The following is an 18,147-nucleotide window of genomic DNA, read 5'->3' on the forward strand; positions in this document are numbered from 1 at the left end:
CCCGCCTCGTAGATGTAAGCGGGCACATCACACTACTTAAATCCAAAGAGCTTTTTAATCGTAATGATCGTGCCGGAAGCAATTGTCGGCGTCGGCCCGGCAAGGTCCAACACACGACGGCAACTCTGAGCCTCGAGTAAGGTCGGATTGTAAGCGATCACCTTCACATCCCCCGCCTGACCTTTCAATTGATCCTCCGCAAACCGAGGGGTCCACTCCTTGGGCACCCCATATTGAGTGAATGCAATATCCCAAGCCACCACCGCCCGACCAACAAAGGGCTTCGTAACCAACGAAGGATAGTCCTCCACAAAACCAGGAACCTTGTCACTATATACCCGAATCCGGGCAAAGGCAGGTAAACGGTGCAAATGCTCATATAGGTTCTTGACCTCCCCATGACGGATCGACCGATAAAACGCAAGCGGATCGATACTCACCAGGTTCATACCATTCCAGCTACCATGCTGATTCTTACTGCCAAATTTCTGACGATCATACCATGCCTGAAAATCGCGGGTTAATCGAAAGCCAATTTCAAAATGCACATGTGCACGACTACGCGGAATCGTGTAAGTCGCCGAACGTCCCATAATCCCCAAAACTGTTCCCGCCTCGACCCGTGCTCCCGGAACAATGCCATCCGACACACTTGCCAGATGCGCATAAAGTGTATGATAGCTAGGTACTTCCCGATCATGCTCGACCACCACGTAGCGCCCATAACTGCTATGCCCCGCGACACGGCTAGTGTGCACCACCTTACCAGGCAACACGGCATAAACTGGATCGAGCGCTTCACCACGCCGATCACGCTCCACTGGAAACAAATCAAGTCCCTCGTGAAAACGACTACCACTATTGCGCACACAACCGAACAATCCCGACTCCGCCACCCCCGATACAGTGGGCTGAATGAAGCTCTCGATAGACTCTCCATTCTGAAAGGCTGGATTGGGGGTCGGCCAGATCAAATTTGCATTGGCAAAAAGCGGCACAAGCAAAGCTAGCAGCAGAAAAAACTGTTGTATCTTCATAGCATGAAGCACTCAAAAGCGCTAAAGTATTCCTATTTCTTCGACTGAATTTCTGCCAGAGTGGCCTTCATGTCCAGCACCAGCTGCCCCAACTCCTCATCGTCCACCTCTACGAAGGTATAAAAATTACCATCCCCAATCGCGCCATCGATGCGCCGTGCCCCAACCGCATTTCCATTCACGGTGAGTACAATGCGCGAGCCCATATTGGCTACAGAAGCACGATATAAATCGCGCGCACCTTGCCCACTGACCTGCAGCAATAAGGCCATGCCCATCTCCACCTTAACCATCTCCACATTGAGAATATCAAACTCTGTCACCACTGGATTCGCTTGAATACTAATCACCGTGCCACTCACCGGCAAAGTCAGCGTATCGCCTCCCATCGCTCCGTAATTGACGCCGCGCGTTTCCACCATCAGACGCGGCACACTTAGATTTTCGAGCTCAGTTTCTTTGTCACATCCAACAAATAAACCGAGGCTACTCAGCAAAAATAAATAGAAGAAAGTAATAGGACGCATAATATATATGTATTGTTAAAGGATAATATCACCAATGGTGTCTTGAATTTTCAGCATCAGTTCCATCGAAACATCTACGATGGGTACTTTAAATTCACGCTTCGTTTTGACGTGTAAATAAGTTTGCTCGCCCGAAGTTTGACGATCCCCAATTGCGCGCAGCACACGCTTTCGTTCTAGCATAAGCGAGAGCAAATGTTTCAAGACATCCGCCTCCTCCTGTGCCTGTGCTGGCTCATTATCATAGAGTGAAAAAAAGAAATCTTCTGCCGAGGCCATCGTCTCGCGCGCACTGACACTATCATCATCCGGATCTTTGACCACCCGGGACCAACGCCCCAGCACCGCCCCCGGCAACTCAAAAACTTCGCTCTCATCAGGCCGTAAATCAGCACGCCCAAGTTCTCCTGCCGCATCATCTTTATAAATCAAACACAGCACTCGATCCCCGGGGATAAAGGGCTCTCCACTTAGAGTCGACTTGCGAGCGATTGTTTTAAATTGCCATTCCATAACTACAGAAAAGATAAGCCCGACAGACTGCGTTCCTCCGGACATCTTGCAACTAAAACCCTATAAACAAATTTCGCCCTACACCGGCGGATTCCTTTCGATTATCCTTGCAGGCCAGCCACAGCGGCTAAACCTAGGAACTCACTATGCCAAGAACTATCGCCATCGGAGACGTGCACGGCTGTGCCGATGAATTCGAAGAACTCCTCCAAGCTCTCGAGCTGAAACCAGATGATCGAATCATTCAGGTTGGCGACCTAGTCAACCGTGGCCCAGACAGCCATCGCGCAATTGAACTTGCCCGTAAATACGAGGTGGAAGCCATACTTGGCAACCATGAGCTACGCCTATTGACCGCCAGAAACCAAGAGAAATCCAGTTTACTGAAAGATTACGACCGCGAAACCATTTGCCAACTCACGGAAGAAGACTGGCTCTACCTCGAAGCCATGCCTAGCGTGCTCTACAGCGCACGCATTGAAACGGTCTTCGTGCACGGAGGCTTTCTCCCAAACATCCCATGGCAGAAGCAGGCAATCGAAACCATTACTTCTATCCAAGTCATTGACAAAAAGGGCAATGCAGCCAAACGCTCTGATGCGCCGGACGCCCCGCCATGGGCAGATAGTTGGCGAGGCTCCCCCTTTGTTGTTTACGGACATACCCCACGGCCCAATGTACTGGAACGCCCGGGCTCCATCGGTATCGACACCGGCTGCGTTTATGGCGGTCACCTGACAGCTTATATCATAGAAGATCAATCTCTAGTACAAGTTCGCGCCCGCCAAGCCTACGCTCACAGCAAACGCCTCCCGGATCCAATCTAATAAAACACATTCATTTATTCAGGTAATCTCTATAATCATAAATTCTCCTATGTCCGATCCCATTAACCATCTAGGCCTCCTGCTCATCGATTATCAGGATATCTTCCTCAACACGATCCCCGATCGCGAACAGCTACTGCAACGCACCCATTTCGCACTCAAAGCTGCTGAATTACTGGGCCTATCCATTGCAGTCACAGAACAACTCCCCGGCAAATTAGGCCCCACCACCGAAACCCTTAGCAGCACTTGGGAGATCAATACACCAGTTTTTGAAAAGAGTGCATTTTCAGCATTAGAAGCCGAAGGCCTCCAGCGCTGGATTGAAACCAATCAAATCGAGCATCTACTCATCGCTGGCATCGAAACCCCGATCTGCGTGTACCAAACAGCCATCCAAGCCCTCGGGGAAGACATTGGCGTCACACTGCTTAGCGATTGCATTAGCGAACGCCGCCCACAGGACCGAAAACCCGTGCTGGAGCAATTACTAGCAATGGACGCCCACGTGCTCCCCAGCGAAACGATCTTCTACAGCCTAATGGGCAGTGCCGGACATCCAAAATTCCGCGCCTACACCCAATTGGTCAAGGCTGGCTAACACGGGAACTGCGTTACATTCGCAGCTGCTATGAACCACTCGTCCCATTTACATGCGATACCGCCTCACGTCGCTGTGGATTATCCGCCCGCAGTGCAGCAACTGCAATCACCCCGGACACGATTGCGGCAAAGCCAAACCCTGCCCGATAGGCACCTAGAAATAGCTCTGCCAAACTAAACAAAAACGGCCCCACCGCACTGGCCACCACGATCACCGTCATAAACAGACCGGAAATAGCTCCCAAGTGAGCACGCCCAAAAAAACGCGGATACACGATCGAAGACAGACCACCAAAACAACCGCCAGCCACACCCAGCCCTAAAATATGGAGCCAGCTAATGGACGGATACGCCCCCATCGCCAATGCGATATAACCAAGCATCGCAGAAATCGCCATCACACACAGCAGATACTTGATTCGCACAAAAGCTTGATCGGTCAACCACGCGATTGCAAAACCTGAAATCACACCGACCACCGCCGAAGGCATGAAGAGACCTAATATATAGTTGGTCGATACGCCCAGCTCAGCTCCAATCGCTATGATATGAAAGGCGTAAGCTGTGATTACCAGGCTGTTTAGCCCAAACATCAGTGTAAACACCCAAAAAGAAAAAGTCCCCCGTGCTTCCGATAAGGTATAATCACGATATATTAACGAGTCTAAATTCTCTCTCTGCACCTTCCCCACAAAATTTCCATCCATTTGCAGACCACACTCCTCAGGATTATCACGCGCAAAGATCCAAAATAAAATAGACAGCACTCCCAACAATCCCAGCCCCATCACCTGCCAAGCGCCCTGCCAACCAAATGCGCGAATCAAATACTCAAACCCCATGGGAGCCCCGGAAAACATAAAAGATACCACTGCCCCACTCCAAGCAGTCACAGCCCCTCGCCTACGATTAAACCACTTCCCAAGCATCGCACGTGAACTGAGCGTCACCATGCCCTGTCCGGTAAATCGCAACAAGGCAAAGCCAACCACCAACACCACGCAGGGAGCCAACCACGGTCGAAGCCCCAATAGTGGCAGACGACTCAGCCAACTCGAGAAAAACTCAACAAAACTTAGGCCTAACAATACAAAGCCCAAGGCGGCGACAGAATACACCAAAGAGCGTCGCGCGCCACATCGATCGAAGAAACGTCCCCCGGCTGGTAACCACGCTGCACTCAATAAAGTGCCCAGCATATACGTCACACTCAACTGCATGGTACTCAAATGCAGAGCATCCGCCAGGCGGGCAGTAAACACACTCACCCCAATCGTCTGTCCTGGCATGCTCACCGAAATGCCCAGCGTCGCAAATACAACGATAACCCACCCGTAAAAGAACGGCCACCGCTTTGGCCGCAAGGGAAAATCAGGGTGCCAGAATTTGGTGGTGGTTTTAGAAAAATCGCTCATAGCTAAAGACAGCCATACCAATTCACTCACCCCACCTGCAAGTCAGCAAGCAGATACTGTCCAATAACTCTGCGAGACGCTCGCCCTGTGCATCACTAAAAGAAGGTCATTTGCCTGGACTTAAGTGACTCATCCGACTGTGAGCTGGCCTTCAAGCGTTGCACACGCTCCTGTGCGCGCCTCGCACGATCTGCCTCAATTTCAGCGGAGCGAAGCTGCGCCAGCGCCTCCTTTCGAATACTCTTAGCCGCTCGCTCAAGATCGGATATAGTCGACTTTAAATCGATCATTTCAAATTTCAAATTCCCCGCAATCGCATACTCAATTCCCTCCGTTAGACCTTTAGTCACAAAGCCGTAGGCAATGTCCTGCTTGGCAGCTCTCAACGCATCACGAATCGGCAACAAATGCGCCTTATGATAGGCAGCAAGATCACGCAAGCGAGCTAAGCCGAGTTTTTCACTCAGGCCCCGCTTATCCATATCACAAATGGCTTCGATCCGCAGTAAGCCATCTAAATCATCATTATGATACGCTGTCTGCATCTCGTGCCACCGCTGCTCACGCACCACTTCTTCCAACTTTGAATGATCTGGATGAAGCCGCTTAGCTAGCTGTCGATAACATGATTTCAGCCGAGCATCATGCTGAGCCTTGCGCGAACTTTCCGCCTGGTGCTTCTCTGCCACACCATCCTTCGACCGGCGCTCACTATAAAATCGATCGTAAAAATCTTGTTTCGTATCCTCATCGATTCGAGGCTCACCAGCTGTGTCATCCGCGTCATTGGCCTTAGCTGTAACATGAGGAGGCACATAGCTATGAAGCATACCAGCTTTCTTAAGTCGAAACAATTGCTGATATAAAGCTGGCACGGCCTCCATAGATTCATATGCGCAACGCGATAAGTGATGCAGTATAAACTGATAAGCATTCACCTCCTCATGTAGTTCACGCACCTGAGTTATAGTGGCACCATGCGTACCGTGTAACCAAAGTTGAAATGCGCGACGATCATCTTCAAAACTGGAGAGCAAGGCCTGCTTCTTAGTCAATTCTTTGCGTAAACGCTTACAGGCCGACAATGCCTGCCTCACATACGGAGCTTGATCCACCACCAACAACTCGGCACCTGTTTCCTGCTCCGAGGAACTCGGTGAATGCAACCTATACGAATGAGAGCTCGGACCTAATACCATCGCACGCAGCGTGCAAGCCATACGCCCTGCTTCAATTTAAAAATGGTTTCCAACTGTTATCGATACAAGCAGACATCCAAGACTCAGAATACTAACGAACTTCCGCGACTACGAATTCGCTTAAATCAAATTTTCTACAAAGAAGTAAAAAGAGTCCATTGCAGACTCGACCAGAACCAGTATTAGTCACATCTTAATCTTCATTATGGAAACTTATCAAGTGACTCACCTAGCGAACAAGTCGCGTTTTGAAATTCGTATTGGCACATTGGTCGCCAAACTCGAATATCAGATAACAAACGGTAACATGACGATACATCATACTTTTGTCCCCACAGAACTACGCGGGCAAAAATTAGCTGAAAAATTAGCCGCAGCAGCACTCGAATTCGCACGACAATCCAGGCTAAAAGTAGTCCCTCAATGCAGCTATATTGAAGCATATATCAGGCGTAATCATCCTCAAAGCGGTCAAATCATTTCATAATTTTCTGTAAAACGCTGCCAAGCCATACAGATCAACAAGCAGCCAAAATAATCCCGCCAGTTGTCTACACTATAAGTAAAGACGCGCCTTTGAGCAAAGCTCACCTGAGTCTTCGGTGCCTGTATTACTATCAGAATCGCAGGCACATAAACACGATCCGTATTGCATCGTTAGTACGTACTCATTTTAAAAGAAAACTCCATTCTACACCTAAGATGAGTATCCACATTTTAACGAAGACCCCAGACATTCTGGAGCAACTCACGCAATTGCTGGCAGGCGGGCAACAACCCTTCCATTTTTACGATGACTTGGAAGCACTGATCCTCATACTCCCAAAACTAAAAAAAACTGATAAGGTTTTCTACGACCTACAATTAGAACCAGTGTTAATGGCTTTCGATGCACTGCGATTTGGAAGCAAAAAAACAAATTTGATTGCTTTCGAACAACTCACCGAAGGCTCAAAAAATTCCAATTGCCCCAAAACAGCCAAGCACTACTTTGTATTATCAGACGATTTACATAAATCCAGCGTGCGCTTAAAACAGGTATTGCACGAAGTCGATGTACTCACGATCAAGAAGAAGCGCGCTCGCAAAAAGCTTGCACAGAAAAAGACCGCAGCCGCTACCTCCAGTGACAATCAACGAGCCACCCCACCGATTACACTCTCACGCTACCTAACCGCCAAGAGCGATGCCATGCAGCAACTGCTTGTCAGAATCACCGAATTAGTCAAAGAGCCAAAATTTATTTTCTTAACAGGCGAGGACGGTGCCGACTTTGAACTCACCGCACACGAACTCAACTTCCGCACCAACGGTGATCAAAGCCCACTTTATATCGCCGACCCCATGCGGGTCGAAGTCGACGAAATAAAACGCAAACTTTGCTCACAAGATCAAACCGCTTATTGCTATTTAGGACTCTCCTACGAATTAGGTGCACTCACAATTGCACGTCTGACTCAATACCTGGACCACTTAAGTGTCGCCGACATTCAAGAGCCTAGGCCATGTTTCATCCTAGGCCATGTAGAAGACTCCGAAGCCTACCTAGAGGACGAAGTAAAGGCACTTCTAAATAATTTCCGAAAACTCGGTGAAGTCATCGAGATTCCAACCATGGCAGAACGCAAAGATGACGTAAGTCTCATCGCACAGTCGATTTTCACAACACTGAGAACCGCCCACCCCTTTCTAATGACTCGTATGCTGAGCCGAGGAGCCATTGAATATCTCGAGGGACAATGCACTACAATGAGCTACTCGAGCCTGGTCCGTATCATTCGCAACTCCATGTCGCTCACCGAGCGCGATACCCTGACTGAAAATGAACTCAAAAGCTTTGGCGACGATAGCCCCACCACGTCACACTTAATCGAAAGTCTCGCCGACGAAAAATATTTCAAGAGCCAGACTGGTGCCGCTTAACACACAGCCCCTCATCTCAAAAGAAATCGGCTCACTCTGACATAAGAACCGGTTTGCTCTGAAGTCCACAGTGGACATAGTACACTGATTTAGCAGACCACTCGCAGGCCTGCTTTAATTCTATTCACTCCAAACTATGAAGACTCTACAATACCTCGCCTATGCCTACTGCGCCATCATGGGCATCAACCTCTCTGCTCAGAGTTCTGTTTGGCAGGTGTCCGAGGGCGCACACAGCGTTTATATCGCCGGCACGTGTCACATACTCAGAGCTAGCGACTATCCACTGCCAGTCGAATACGATTCCGCCTACAAAGCCGCTGACAGCCTGGTATTTGAAGTCCCCCCAGAGGATCTCAACGATCCAGCCTTTGCCATGCGTCTGATGACAGCAGGCGTCTATCAGGACGGCCGCACGCTAAAGAGCGTGCTTAACGATGAAGCCTACACCGCCCTAGCCGAAGAATGCCGCCAAGCTAATATGCCGATTGAAATGATCCAAAGCATGAAGCCGGGCATGGCCGTCATGATGCTAACAGTGCAGAAACTCATGCAAGCGGGCGTGTCACAAGCGGGTGTCGACCTACACTACGCCCAGCAAGCCAAAGTGGATCAGAAGCCGATCGCATCGCTTGAAACGACGGAGTTCCAACTCCAACTCATCACTAGTCTGGGCGAGGGCATCGAAAGCGAAATGGTGCTCTACAGTCTAAAGGACTTAGAACGCATCAACGAACTCTTCGAGCAAATGATCGAAGCTTGGCGCATAGGAAATATGGATACAATTGAACAACTCTTTGTCGATGACATGCTACAGTATCCAGAAATCTATAACACCATGCTCAAGGACCGCAACGCCCGCTGGTTACCACAAATTGAAGCCATGTTAGAAACCGAGCCCACCGAATTAGTTCTAGTCGGCCTCGCCCACATGGCCGGCAGCGATGGCCTGATTAAACTCTTAACAGCCAAGGGTTATACCGTCACGCAGCTAAATGCGGACTAAATACTACCTTTAAGCATTTGAACAGATGCACTTAAAGAATTGTGCAGGTCTGCGTATCGTAAAAATCCAAGCAAGCGGAAATAGCACCCACCGCGACAGTGCAAGCCGTCTCCAGGCGCAGCACATGTGCCCCTAAATGAGCTAACTTCCAACCGTTCTTACGAAAGGTATCACGCTCATTGGGCGACCAACCGCGCTCGGGACCCAAGGCGATTACGGCGCTACGCAAGCCCGGGGATAATTGCTGCGGCAAAGGCCCAGCCGCTTCGTAATTATCCAATGCGATGTGCGCGCCCTCACCTTGTAAAAAAGAAATCGCGGACTGCAAATCGGTGTGCATGCCAACCTCAGGCACATGCGTGCCGAAAGATTGCTCCGTGCCGAGGCGCAAGCGCTCTTTCCATTCATCGCTCGTCCATAAACTGCTTTGCGCGTATGAAGGCTCACCACGTTCGGCCTCAAAGAAGTGCAAATCCTGCACCCCCATACTCGCGGCCTCAAAGAGTATACGCTTAGCGGTATGCGGGCGCGGCAAACCGAGTAAGAGACGAATCGGCAAGGGCTTCGGCGCGGCTTCCGTGCCAATCACACGCAAACTGATCGCACCATCGGCCTCCACCAAGGTCACCTCGGCTCGAGCACGCAGACCATTGATAAAGCCTATAAAGACCTTAGTGCCCACACGGGCACGCAGGACTTTAAAGATGTGCTGCCCGCGAGGATCACCTGCCTCCAGCCGCCTGGTTTCGAAGGGAGTATCAAAGAGGATGAGATTCATTAATGGCTACCGACGACGACCAAAACGGCTGCTGCCTGAATTACGCTTGCGGCGACGTGGCTTTTCAGCCGTTGAAGTGCGGATGATTGGCTCATGAAAGTAGTTAAAGCCTTCCAACTTCAACTGCGGAATCTGCATATCAATAAACTTCTCGATTGCGTCCAACTTGGCTTGCTCATCAGGCGCAACGATTGTCGCTGCATCGCCTTCACGCTGCGCACGGCCGGTGCGGCCGATGCGGTGCACATAATCTTCGGCATGCTCCGGCACATCGTAATTAATAACGTGGGTGACGTTGGCGATATCCAGACCGCGCGACGCAATATCCGTCGCAATCAAAATCTTAATCTTGCCGTCCTTAAACTGCTGCAGTGCTTTAGTGCGCGCCTTTTGCGGCAGATTCGAGTGCATCGCCGCGCAACTCAAGCCACGCTCTTGCAACCAGCGTGTGATGCGGTCGGCGCCCACCTTCATACGACAGAAAATGATCATGCTATCGATTTCCATTTGATCGATCAGTGCGATCAGCAGGTCAAATTTCTGCATGGCTCCCACCGGATAAATGACATGCTTCACCGTCTCTGCAGGTGTGAGCTTAATACCAATGGTCACGTCAACGGGATCTTTTAAGCCCTTAGCGACTAAGCGCTTAATATCCTCCGATACAGTTGCCGAAAAGAGTAATGTTTGCCGGTTCTTATTGCACAGCTTCATGATGCGCTGCACATCGTCGATAAAGCCCATATCGAGCATACGATCAACCTCATCCAGCACCAAGACTTCGATGGACTTGAGGTCAAAGTTCTTTTGCTGAATGTGGTCCAGCAAACGCCCGGGCGTCGCGATCACGACATCGGCGCCCGCCTTGATCTCATCAATTTGCTTACCATAGCCCACACCACCGTGGATCAGGCAGCACTTAGGCGCACAGTATTTGCCATACGAATCAAACTGGTCCTCCACCTGTGCCGCCAGCTCACGTGTGGGGCCCAAAATCAAGCAACGCGGTGCGGCGCCTTCGCGGTGCCCGCCGAGGCGATGCAGAATCGGCAGCGCATAGGCGGCCGTTTTACCTGTGCCTGTCTGCGCGGAGCCGATTACATCGCGCCCTTCGAGAATGTGTGGGATCGCGCCCGCTTGAATAGGTGTCGGCTCTGTAAAGCCGAATTCGTCGATAGATTTAAGGATAGACTCGTCGAGTCCAAGTTCGTGAAACGTCATAATTATTTTGCTGTGGGTGAAATGCCCGGCCAACATAATAACGCATCCGGGTCCGATATAAATCCGAGCTATTTTACGCGAAAAGCGGTAATTACTCAGAAAGGAAGTCGCAAACACTGCCTGCATTTCATTGAAGATCAAGGAGAAAGCGTAAGCGCCTAAAAAGGGCGAAAGAAGACGTAGGGGCGTCACTCGTGACGCCCGCCGAGCTTGAGCGCCGAGCCTGGGTGCGTCGGTCTTCATAAATGAAGCCCCGACATTTCGCAACAGTTTATAATACTCACAGCTAAAAAGGGAAGCCGATCGAAAAATGTAGCGCGCCGTCCGAATCGGAATCTCTGGGATTCAAATTGTGCCCATACTCCAAACGCAAGGGCCCCACCACTGTCTGATACCGAAGTCCAAATCCGATGGAGCTCAAGACCTCCCGCTCGCGATCGAAAAAGCCGTCGCGGGCATTCAAAACAGAATCAAAAAAGAACACGGTCGAAAGCTGAGAGTAAATACGCTGCTCCAACTCTAAATTAAGCAAGAGATAACTCTCTGAGCCCACTTCATCGCCCCCGGAATCCCTGGGGGAAGCGCCACCTTCGACGTAACCACGCACTGAATTTTCCCCACCCGAGAAAAAGCGCTCATTAAATGGAATATTATCCTCGGCCGCGCCGGTAGTAAAAATCGTGCCTCCTTGCAGTCCGGCATGGAGCAGTATGCTCTCACTCAACGAAGTATGGTAGCTGCCCCCCAGCTCTAACTTTTGAAAGTTCACGCTTCCGCCCAGCCATTGTCCCGCAGTTTCTAAGCTGGCATATAAGCTATAGCCGGAACTGGGCGCTAAAAAGTCATCACGTCGGTCCAGCGATGCTTTAAAAGTCACACTCGCCACTGTAGCGTCTTCTTCCGATTCAAAACTAACTAGATCCAGACGATCAGCATTCTCTTGCGAAAAACCATACTCGACCGCCAGGCGCAGCCCCGTATCCGACAATTGCATAGAAGTGCCAACGGCCATCCCTTGGGCACGTCGATCAAAAGAAAGCTCTTCCCGATAATTGTATTCAGCATTCAGATACGTCGTCAACTCGGTCCCTAAAAACTGGGGAATCGAATAGGTGGCCTCGCCGAGTGTCGATTTGAAGCTCTGTTTCACTTCGACCTCGTAACGGTGCGCGCGCCCCCAGGGGCTGCGGTGCTCCCAGCGAAAACCTAGCCGGGCCTGTTCATAACTACCCCAACCTGCTCGCAGCTGTAGCTCCTTACGCTGACTCGGGCTGAGCGCATACACCACCGAGCGGGCATCGCCGCTAGTCGGCTCCAGCTGCAGACCGACTTCTTGAAAAATCCCTAAGCCCATCAATTGACGCCGCGCCTCACTCACTGCAATTAAATCCAGCGGCTCGCCTGCCTTTAATTCAACCTGTCGCTTCAAAACAGAACGTTTTGTAGCCGCATCACCGTCGAACTCAATTTGCTGAAGCGTGACAGCCGGCCCGTAGTCCACACGATAGCGCAGATGGCGAAGTATCACACCTGCCTGCTCTTCAGAATCAGCCACAATCTCACTGCTGACTGTCGCATCCGGATAGCCTGCGCGATAAGCTTCGTTACGAAGCGCCGCACGCTCGGCCTGTTCCCATTCGCGGGTGAACACCACTCCCTGCGCAGGCTCTTTGCGCACCTCATCCTCACTACCTGCGCGCGTAATCACGATCTCTAACTCACCAATTTGATATAAGGGCCCCTGCTCAATCTTGAGCTCTACCTGAACGGCCCCGCTCACTGGATCAATGTCAATCTGCTGGTTCACTACTTGCGCGGAGCGATAGCCTAAGTCATCCAAAGCTCGCAGCAGTCGCCCCTGCCGACGCTCAAAATTCTCGTAGGTGAAAACGCGTGCTTTCTTGCCGGAAAACAAGACACCTCCGGGAATAAAAAAGCGCTCCACTTGTTTCGCTTCGATCGCATGCACTCCATCGACCACAACTGTATCGTAGTATGACAACACTCCGGGAGTGATGATAAATTCAACCGCCTCCGCGACAAAATCGACTTCAAGTTGAATGGCATAATCTCCCTGCCAATAAACAGAGCGCTCGGTATCCCCCACACGCATCCGCCCCTCGATCGTGGGCTCTAGATAGCCCTTTCGCTTCATTTGCTCCAACAATAAGAATGCACTGTCTTCCAAGATGGCGGCATCCAAATCAATCGTCACATCTGACTCGACATTATTCAAGAATGACAAGCGTGCATCCATGCTTCGATCTTGAAAAAATCCCAAGCCAGACACCGTGAGATTACTCTGCCCCATTAAAGTGCTGCCCCACAACAGAGCCAAAATTGCAATCGGTAGTAGCCGCCTCATCGCTTAAATAGACTCCAAATTAAATCCAGGTTATACGCATCATACACATCGTAGCCTCCCTCCAGAAACACATCTTCCGATAACTCATAGCGAACCCCGACTGTATTCCGACCGCTACGGCTGGTCTCCTCGCCGACATCGACCGTCAAACGATCAGAAAACTGTTCATCCATTCCGCCCGCACCCAGCAAGCCTTGCCCCAGATACAGCCCGACCGAACCGACACCGCCGCCAGAAGTGCTACCAGTCGTCAGCAGTCTCACGATTGAGGCATTCGAGAGTGTCGGCGTGGATTGAAATTGCACATGTGGATCCTCCAGGGTCTGCGTCACATCCATCGTAATGATGTACGAGGCTTTTTGCGCAATACCGTTGAAACTTAACTGCACCGTATTCGGTTGGCCTGGCTCGATATAAGCTTCGCCGCTAGTGAGTCGCATTCTGGCACCGGGAAAGCGTAGCTCTCCATCCACGGTCCGCACCGTCCCGATCAATAAGGGTTCTGCAAAAGTGCCTCCCAAGTCAAAGTTGGCCGTTAACTGCGTGCGAAAATAGGGACTGCGCACCCGCATAAACGAATCTCCGGCGATTTTAAGATCAAAGCGCCAGTCTGCAATCGCCGGCTCACGAATCGAAAAATAGGGAGGCTTTGACTGCGGTCCACTTTCCACGCTCGGTGCGAGCGGATCAAATTCCACCAGCATGGTGCTCGAGCGTAAGTTTAAATTACCCTGAACGATCGCGCTCTCGTCATGATTGGTATGGCTGGCCTGCACATCCAAATCACTGCGCAAAATCATATCTGTGGTTCGTACAAAAGGCACATTCAGCCCGTGCACGTGAAACTCCCACAGCGGACGATCCAGATCGCCTGCATCCAACCAACCGGTAAAGCTCACTGGACTGCCCCCCACTTGCGCCGAAGCCTCTTTTGCCGTAAAGCGACGTTCCGCCAACTCTAGCTCGCCACGGATCAAATCCACCGAAGGTAATGATTCTGTCGGGCGCAGGGCGAAGTCTTGAAAGGATAAACGCCCCGTCAAATTCCAATCGGGCTGCAGGTCTAAGGAACCGCTCACACGTCCGCTACGCCGCATGATCGGGGGCAAATAATCCACCCAGTTTTCGGCTTGCCAATCCCTCAGCTCGATTCGCCCACTTCCTGCCGAGAGCCATGCCTTGCGAGCCTCCAAGCTCCCGGTGAGTGCAGTGATCAGCCCCGCGGTCGGCACGCTCAAGCGCCCCGTCACCTCACTCTGATTCACGATAAATTTGAACTGCTCAATTTGAACACGATCAGCTTCAGCCCGCGCCACAATTTCAATATGATCAATCTCCGGGACGTTCTCCAACGATGTTTCCAAACTGGCAATCGACACTTCCAGCACCCCCGTAGGCTGCTCCATCCGGCCGCCCACTTGCATGTTCAACGCCGCCTGACTAAGCTTCAAACCGAAATGCTGCGACAACCATTTTGCAAAGCTGGGCGTCACGGAACCGGTCAAACTCGCGGCCAAATCTCCGCGATCTAATACCGTCCAAAATGCTTCACCCGCCACTGGCAATTGCAACCGCACAGGCGCGCGGATCGAACCTTGTAGCAAGGGAGCCTCCGCAAATTGCAACTGCACGGTATCCGCGACGAGACCTTCGGGGCTCAACTCAAGCTCGACATCTACACGCAGGGGCAGCTCCTCGCCAACGGCTCGCGTTTCCAAGTGCACCCCCAAGGACCCCAACAAATGCGGCCGCAAATCTGAAATGGACAGCTCCACCGATTCGATGGTGAGCGAGGGCAAGTCTCGATCCACCCAACGCCCCAAGCGTTGTAATGTAACATTGCGCAAGCCTAGCTCCAAGCCCGTGGCCGGATTCCAGCCAGCTTCGATATCTAACTCTGGCCCCTGCAAGTGAAAGCGCTCAGCTATAAATCGCGATTCTGGAAAATCCGCATCCCCGGAATATCGATAGCTAAAATGTGCGGGCGCCTGCAGCTCTAGTGTCGGACGCACGGGGTCCACCCACACGAAGCGACTGAGATCCAGCGACACACGTCCCTCCTCAAGCCGAGTCACGAAGGATGCCTCGATCACCGCACCCGCGGCTGTCGCCGAGCCAGCCACAGTCCATTGTTGCCAACCCTCACTCTGATAGCTCCCCGACAAGCTGATGGGCGTCACGCCCGGATACTCCACCGTGAGTGGCTCCAAGTCCCCCACAATCATAGGGCGCTGCCAGTCTCCACCAATCCGCCCACGGGTCTTTAACCCATCCGAAAGCGCAAGCGGAGCCACCATCGTATTCAGCCACTCTGAAGCGAGCGCGACACTGTATTCGAAATCAAGCGACAGGGTGGACAGGTCAACCTGCCCGCTCAAGTCCACCACCCCCGCATCCGACGCCAAGGGCTGCAGCACGGCCTCATCCACCCGCAAGACGGAACCTTCCCAGCGCCCCGCCACATCCACCTGTGCCACCTGATAGCGATCGTAAATCAAGTCCTTGGCATTTAAATTGAACAGCACGTTCGGCCCCGCACTCAACGAGGGCGCCACACTCAGACTGGCCTCGATCTGGCCGCCTGCAGGCAAGAAGGCCTGCTGTGATAAGTCGACACTGGCATGAAATTCAGCCCGCTCAGCCACACTGCCATCAGCTAGATTCATTTCCAAAGGCTGACGTAAACGCAACTGCCCCCAGCCCGCAGCCACTTGCAGTACCTCCACCCGCAAGCGTTCTAAATCACCCGAAAACTCCATGCCCCCCGTCATTGTAATCGAGTCCTGATCTCGCGCCTGCACCACACCCTCAAGTTGTAGCCTGCCCATATATCGCCCAGCTTCCCAACGAAAATCAACGCCTGTCAGCGCTCCGCCTTGCCATTGCATGGCCACCGCAGAGGGAAACCATTCAGGATCGATCGCAAACCGCTCCGACTGAAGTGCTGCCCGCACCGGCAACCGCTCCCCCTCCGAAAACGAAACCAAGCCCACGGCTCGCTCCCCCGCGCGACGAAATTCAAAACTCACATCCAACTCTTCCGGACGAGGCTCCAGTGATAAGTCCAACTCTAGTCCCGCAGCGGGAGCCGTCACCAGTGCCGTCCAGTCCGCGTTCGGCTCCAACGCAGCCCGCAGCTCCACCTGATCCAGCAAGTCTGGCAAGCGCACCGACTCAACGACCGCGGCCAGTTGCCAATCACTCAACGTCAACCTAGGCAGCTCGAATATCGCGGCTCCATCCGACGCGTGGACCTGTAAATCATTCAACTTCAGCGGAGGCAGCCATTGCCCATAGGTCCGCAAGGCCTCACGCGCTTGCCGCACCGCGGAAACCACATCCACCGGCTCCGACTCGGCCGGCTCCGCGGATGAGCCCTCGCTCAACTCAACCCGCAAAGTATCCACCTCCAACAAAGAGGCAGACGAAAAATCTCCGCCCAAGCGTTCCCACAAATATTGCTGCAGCGAAGGCACCTCCAAGCGCCCCAGCGAGCAGCGAAACGAATCCCTAGCATAGCCCAGCTCCGTAAATAACAGCCGCCCCGACTCCAAACGCTGCACCGAGCGCACCTCCACATCCCCCCAACGCAGCAAGGTGGGCATAGCGCGAGGGAGCCACCAAATACTGGTGACCCATAAAGCGCAGAGACCAACCAAACCATAAACCAACAGCCGAACCAGTATGCGTATGTAGCGAAATTTCCTCACAAAGACCCAAAGACTAAACAGAGCGCATAATAGCTCAACTTGTTTCACCGGATTTTAAGTTCGGTCAAATTAACTCAATGCCTAAAAAAACGACATCCACCCACACACTAAGCTTGTGAACACAACACATCCCGCGCTAGCATTTGCCTCATGAGTTCGACCTACCGAGGACGCATTGCACCCACACCGACTGGCTATCTGCACTTGGGCCATGCACGCACCTTTTGGATCGCAATGGAACGCGCCAGAGAAGCCCGCGGTCAACTCATCTTCCGCGATGAGAATCTGGATCCACAACGCTGCAAACCAGAATTCTCCCAAGGAGCCATCGCAGACCTGCGCTGGTTTGGCTGCGACTGGGACGAAGGCCCCGATGTGGGCGGCCCCACCGGCCCCTACCGCCAGAGCGAGCGTCACGCATTGTTCCTGCAAGCATGGGCGCGCTTAAAAGACGCCGGCTACATTTACCCCTGCGATAAATCACGCAAAGATGTCGCCCGCGCCGCACAAGCCCCCCACCCCGAAGAAGAGGCCAGCGAGCCCATCTACCCCGAAAGCTGGCGCCCACCACTCGGCACCGGTCAGGCGGCCGACAGCCCCGGCGACACCAATTGGCGCTTTCGCGTGCCCGACGAACGATGCATCGAGTTCGACGATGGTCGCCTAGGCCCCTGCGCCTTTACCTGCTTGCGCGACTTCGGCGACTTCCTCGTCTGGCGAAAAGACGGCGTGCCCGCCTATGAGCTCGCAGTGGTGGTCGACGATGCCGCCATGCAAATCAGCGAAGTCGTGCGTGGCGAAGACCTACTCATCTCCACCGCCCGACAGCTGCTGCTCTACCAGGCCCTCGGCCTAAAAGCCCCCGAGTTCTACCACACTCCCCTGCTCTGCGATACCACCGGACAAAGACTCGCCAAGCGCAACCGCTCCCTCACACTGCGCGAATTAAAAGCCGCCGGACATCAACCCGCAAACCTGCGCACCTCCGATGACTGGTGGTCGGGACTCGAAGACTCCATCTGA

The 18,147-nt window shown here is 52.4% G+C and carries 15 protein-coding genes; 6 read left to right on the plus strand and 9 right to left on the minus strand.

What is annotated here, in order from left to right:
• Positions 1-32 precede the first annotated feature (32 nt).
• The 3 genes from QEH59_RS02290 to QEH59_RS02300 are packed head-to-tail and all read right to left on the minus strand — an operon-like array spanning position 33 to position 2,077.
• A complete protein-coding gene (locus QEH59_RS02290) occupies positions 33-1,037 on the minus strand; it encodes a murein hydrolase activator EnvC family protein (protein ID WP_308983744.1) in 1,005 nt (334 codons plus the stop codon).
• Between the two features lie 32 nt (positions 1,038-1,069).
• Positions 1,070-1,564, minus strand: coding sequence for a hypothetical protein (locus tag QEH59_RS02295; RefSeq protein WP_308983745.1), 495 nt, complete (start codon positions 1,562-1,564; stop codon positions 1,070-1,072).
• A gap of 15 nt (positions 1,565-1,579) precedes the next feature.
• Complete coding sequence (locus tag QEH59_RS02300) at positions 1,580-2,077, minus strand: hypothetical protein (RefSeq protein WP_308983746.1); 498 nt, start codon at positions 2,075-2,077, stop codon at positions 1,580-1,582.
• A 146-nt stretch (positions 2,078-2,223) separates the two neighbouring features.
• On the opposite strand from QEH59_RS02300, the gene QEH59_RS02305 reads away from it, so the two are divergent.
• Together QEH59_RS02305 and QEH59_RS02310 are read left to right on the plus strand one after the other, a co-directional pair.
• Positions 2,224-2,904 carry a metallophosphoesterase gene (locus QEH59_RS02305; RefSeq protein ID WP_308983747.1) on the plus strand — a complete coding sequence of 227 codons (681 nt, stop codon included), beginning with the start codon at positions 2,224-2,226 and terminating at the stop codon, positions 2,902-2,904.
• A 49-nt stretch (positions 2,905-2,953) separates the two neighbouring features.
• On the plus strand, positions 2,954-3,505 hold the full coding sequence (locus QEH59_RS02310) for an isochorismatase family protein (RefSeq protein WP_308983748.1): 552 nt from the start codon (positions 2,954-2,956) through the stop codon (positions 3,503-3,505).
• Positions 3,506-3,533: 28 nt separating this feature from the next.
• Here the strand turns inward: QEH59_RS02310 and QEH59_RS02315 are convergent, their stop codons facing one another.
• Both QEH59_RS02315 and QEH59_RS02320 read right to left on the minus strand, forming a co-directional pair.
• Positions 3,534-4,922 (minus strand): MFS transporter, encoded by a 1,389-nt coding sequence (locus QEH59_RS02315; RefSeq protein WP_308983749.1) that lies wholly within the window; start codon positions 4,920-4,922, stop codon positions 3,534-3,536.
• 95 nt (positions 4,923-5,017) lie between these two features.
• A complete protein-coding gene (locus QEH59_RS02320; RefSeq protein ID WP_308983750.1) occupies positions 5,018-6,142 on the minus strand; it encodes a J domain-containing protein in 1,125 nt (374 codons plus the stop codon).
• Positions 6,143-6,326: 184 nt separating this feature from the next.
• Here QEH59_RS02320 and QEH59_RS02325 point away from each other — a divergent pair, with 184 nt between their 5' ends.
• From QEH59_RS02325 to QEH59_RS02335, 3 genes are all read left to right on the plus strand, one after another.
• Positions 6,327-6,608 carry a GNAT family N-acetyltransferase gene (locus tag QEH59_RS02325; RefSeq protein WP_308983751.1) on the plus strand — a complete coding sequence of 94 codons (282 nt, stop codon included), beginning with the start codon at positions 6,327-6,329 and terminating at the stop codon, positions 6,606-6,608.
• 215 nt (positions 6,609-6,823) lie between these two features.
• On the plus strand, positions 6,824-8,044 hold the full coding sequence (locus tag QEH59_RS02330; protein WP_308983752.1) for a hypothetical protein: 1,221 nt from the start codon (positions 6,824-6,826) through the stop codon (positions 8,042-8,044).
• Between the two features lie 136 nt (positions 8,045-8,180).
• Positions 8,181-9,050: a TraB/GumN family protein gene (locus QEH59_RS02335; RefSeq protein WP_308983753.1), complete on the plus strand. Its 870-nt coding sequence runs from the start codon at positions 8,181-8,183 to the stop codon at positions 9,048-9,050.
• 31 nt (positions 9,051-9,081) lie between these two features.
• Here the strand turns inward: QEH59_RS02335 and QEH59_RS02340 are convergent, their stop codons facing one another.
• The 4 genes from QEH59_RS02340 to QEH59_RS02355 form a co-directional block, all read right to left on the minus strand.
• Positions 9,082-9,828, minus strand: a complete 747-nt coding sequence (locus QEH59_RS02340) for an RsmE family RNA methyltransferase (protein WP_308983754.1) — start codon at positions 9,826-9,828, stop codon at positions 9,082-9,084.
• 6 nt (positions 9,829-9,834) lie between these two features.
• Entirely contained in the window at positions 9,835-11,049 is a 1,215-nt protein-coding gene (locus QEH59_RS02345) for a DEAD/DEAH box helicase (RefSeq protein ID WP_308948005.1), read from the minus strand.
• Positions 11,050-11,335: 286 nt separating this feature from the next.
• Positions 11,336-13,414 carry a BamA/OMP85 family outer membrane protein gene (locus QEH59_RS02350; RefSeq protein ID WP_308983755.1) on the minus strand — a complete coding sequence of 693 codons (2,079 nt, stop codon included), beginning with the start codon at positions 13,412-13,414 and terminating at the stop codon, positions 11,336-11,338.
• On the minus strand, positions 13,411-17,124 hold the full coding sequence (locus QEH59_RS02355) for a translocation/assembly module TamB domain-containing protein (RefSeq protein WP_308983756.1): 3,714 nt from the start codon (positions 17,122-17,124) through the stop codon (positions 13,411-13,413). Before QEH59_RS02355 ends, QEH59_RS02350 begins: the two co-directional genes overlap by 4 nt.
• Positions 17,125-17,274: 150 nt before the next feature.
• Between QEH59_RS02355 and gluQRS the strand changes: the two genes are divergently transcribed.
• The gene (gene gluQRS / locus QEH59_RS02360) at positions 17,275-18,147 is read left to right on the plus strand and encodes a tRNA glutamyl-Q(34) synthetase GluQRS (RefSeq protein WP_308983757.1); all 873 of its coding nucleotides are present in this window, start codon (positions 17,275-17,277) and stop codon (positions 18,145-18,147) included.

The sequence above is a fragment of the Thalassobacterium sedimentorum genome (assembly GCF_031127905.1).
Taxonomy (GTDB): domain Bacteria; phylum Verrucomicrobiota; class Verrucomicrobiia; order Opitutales; family Coraliomargaritaceae; genus Thalassobacterium; species Thalassobacterium sedimentorum.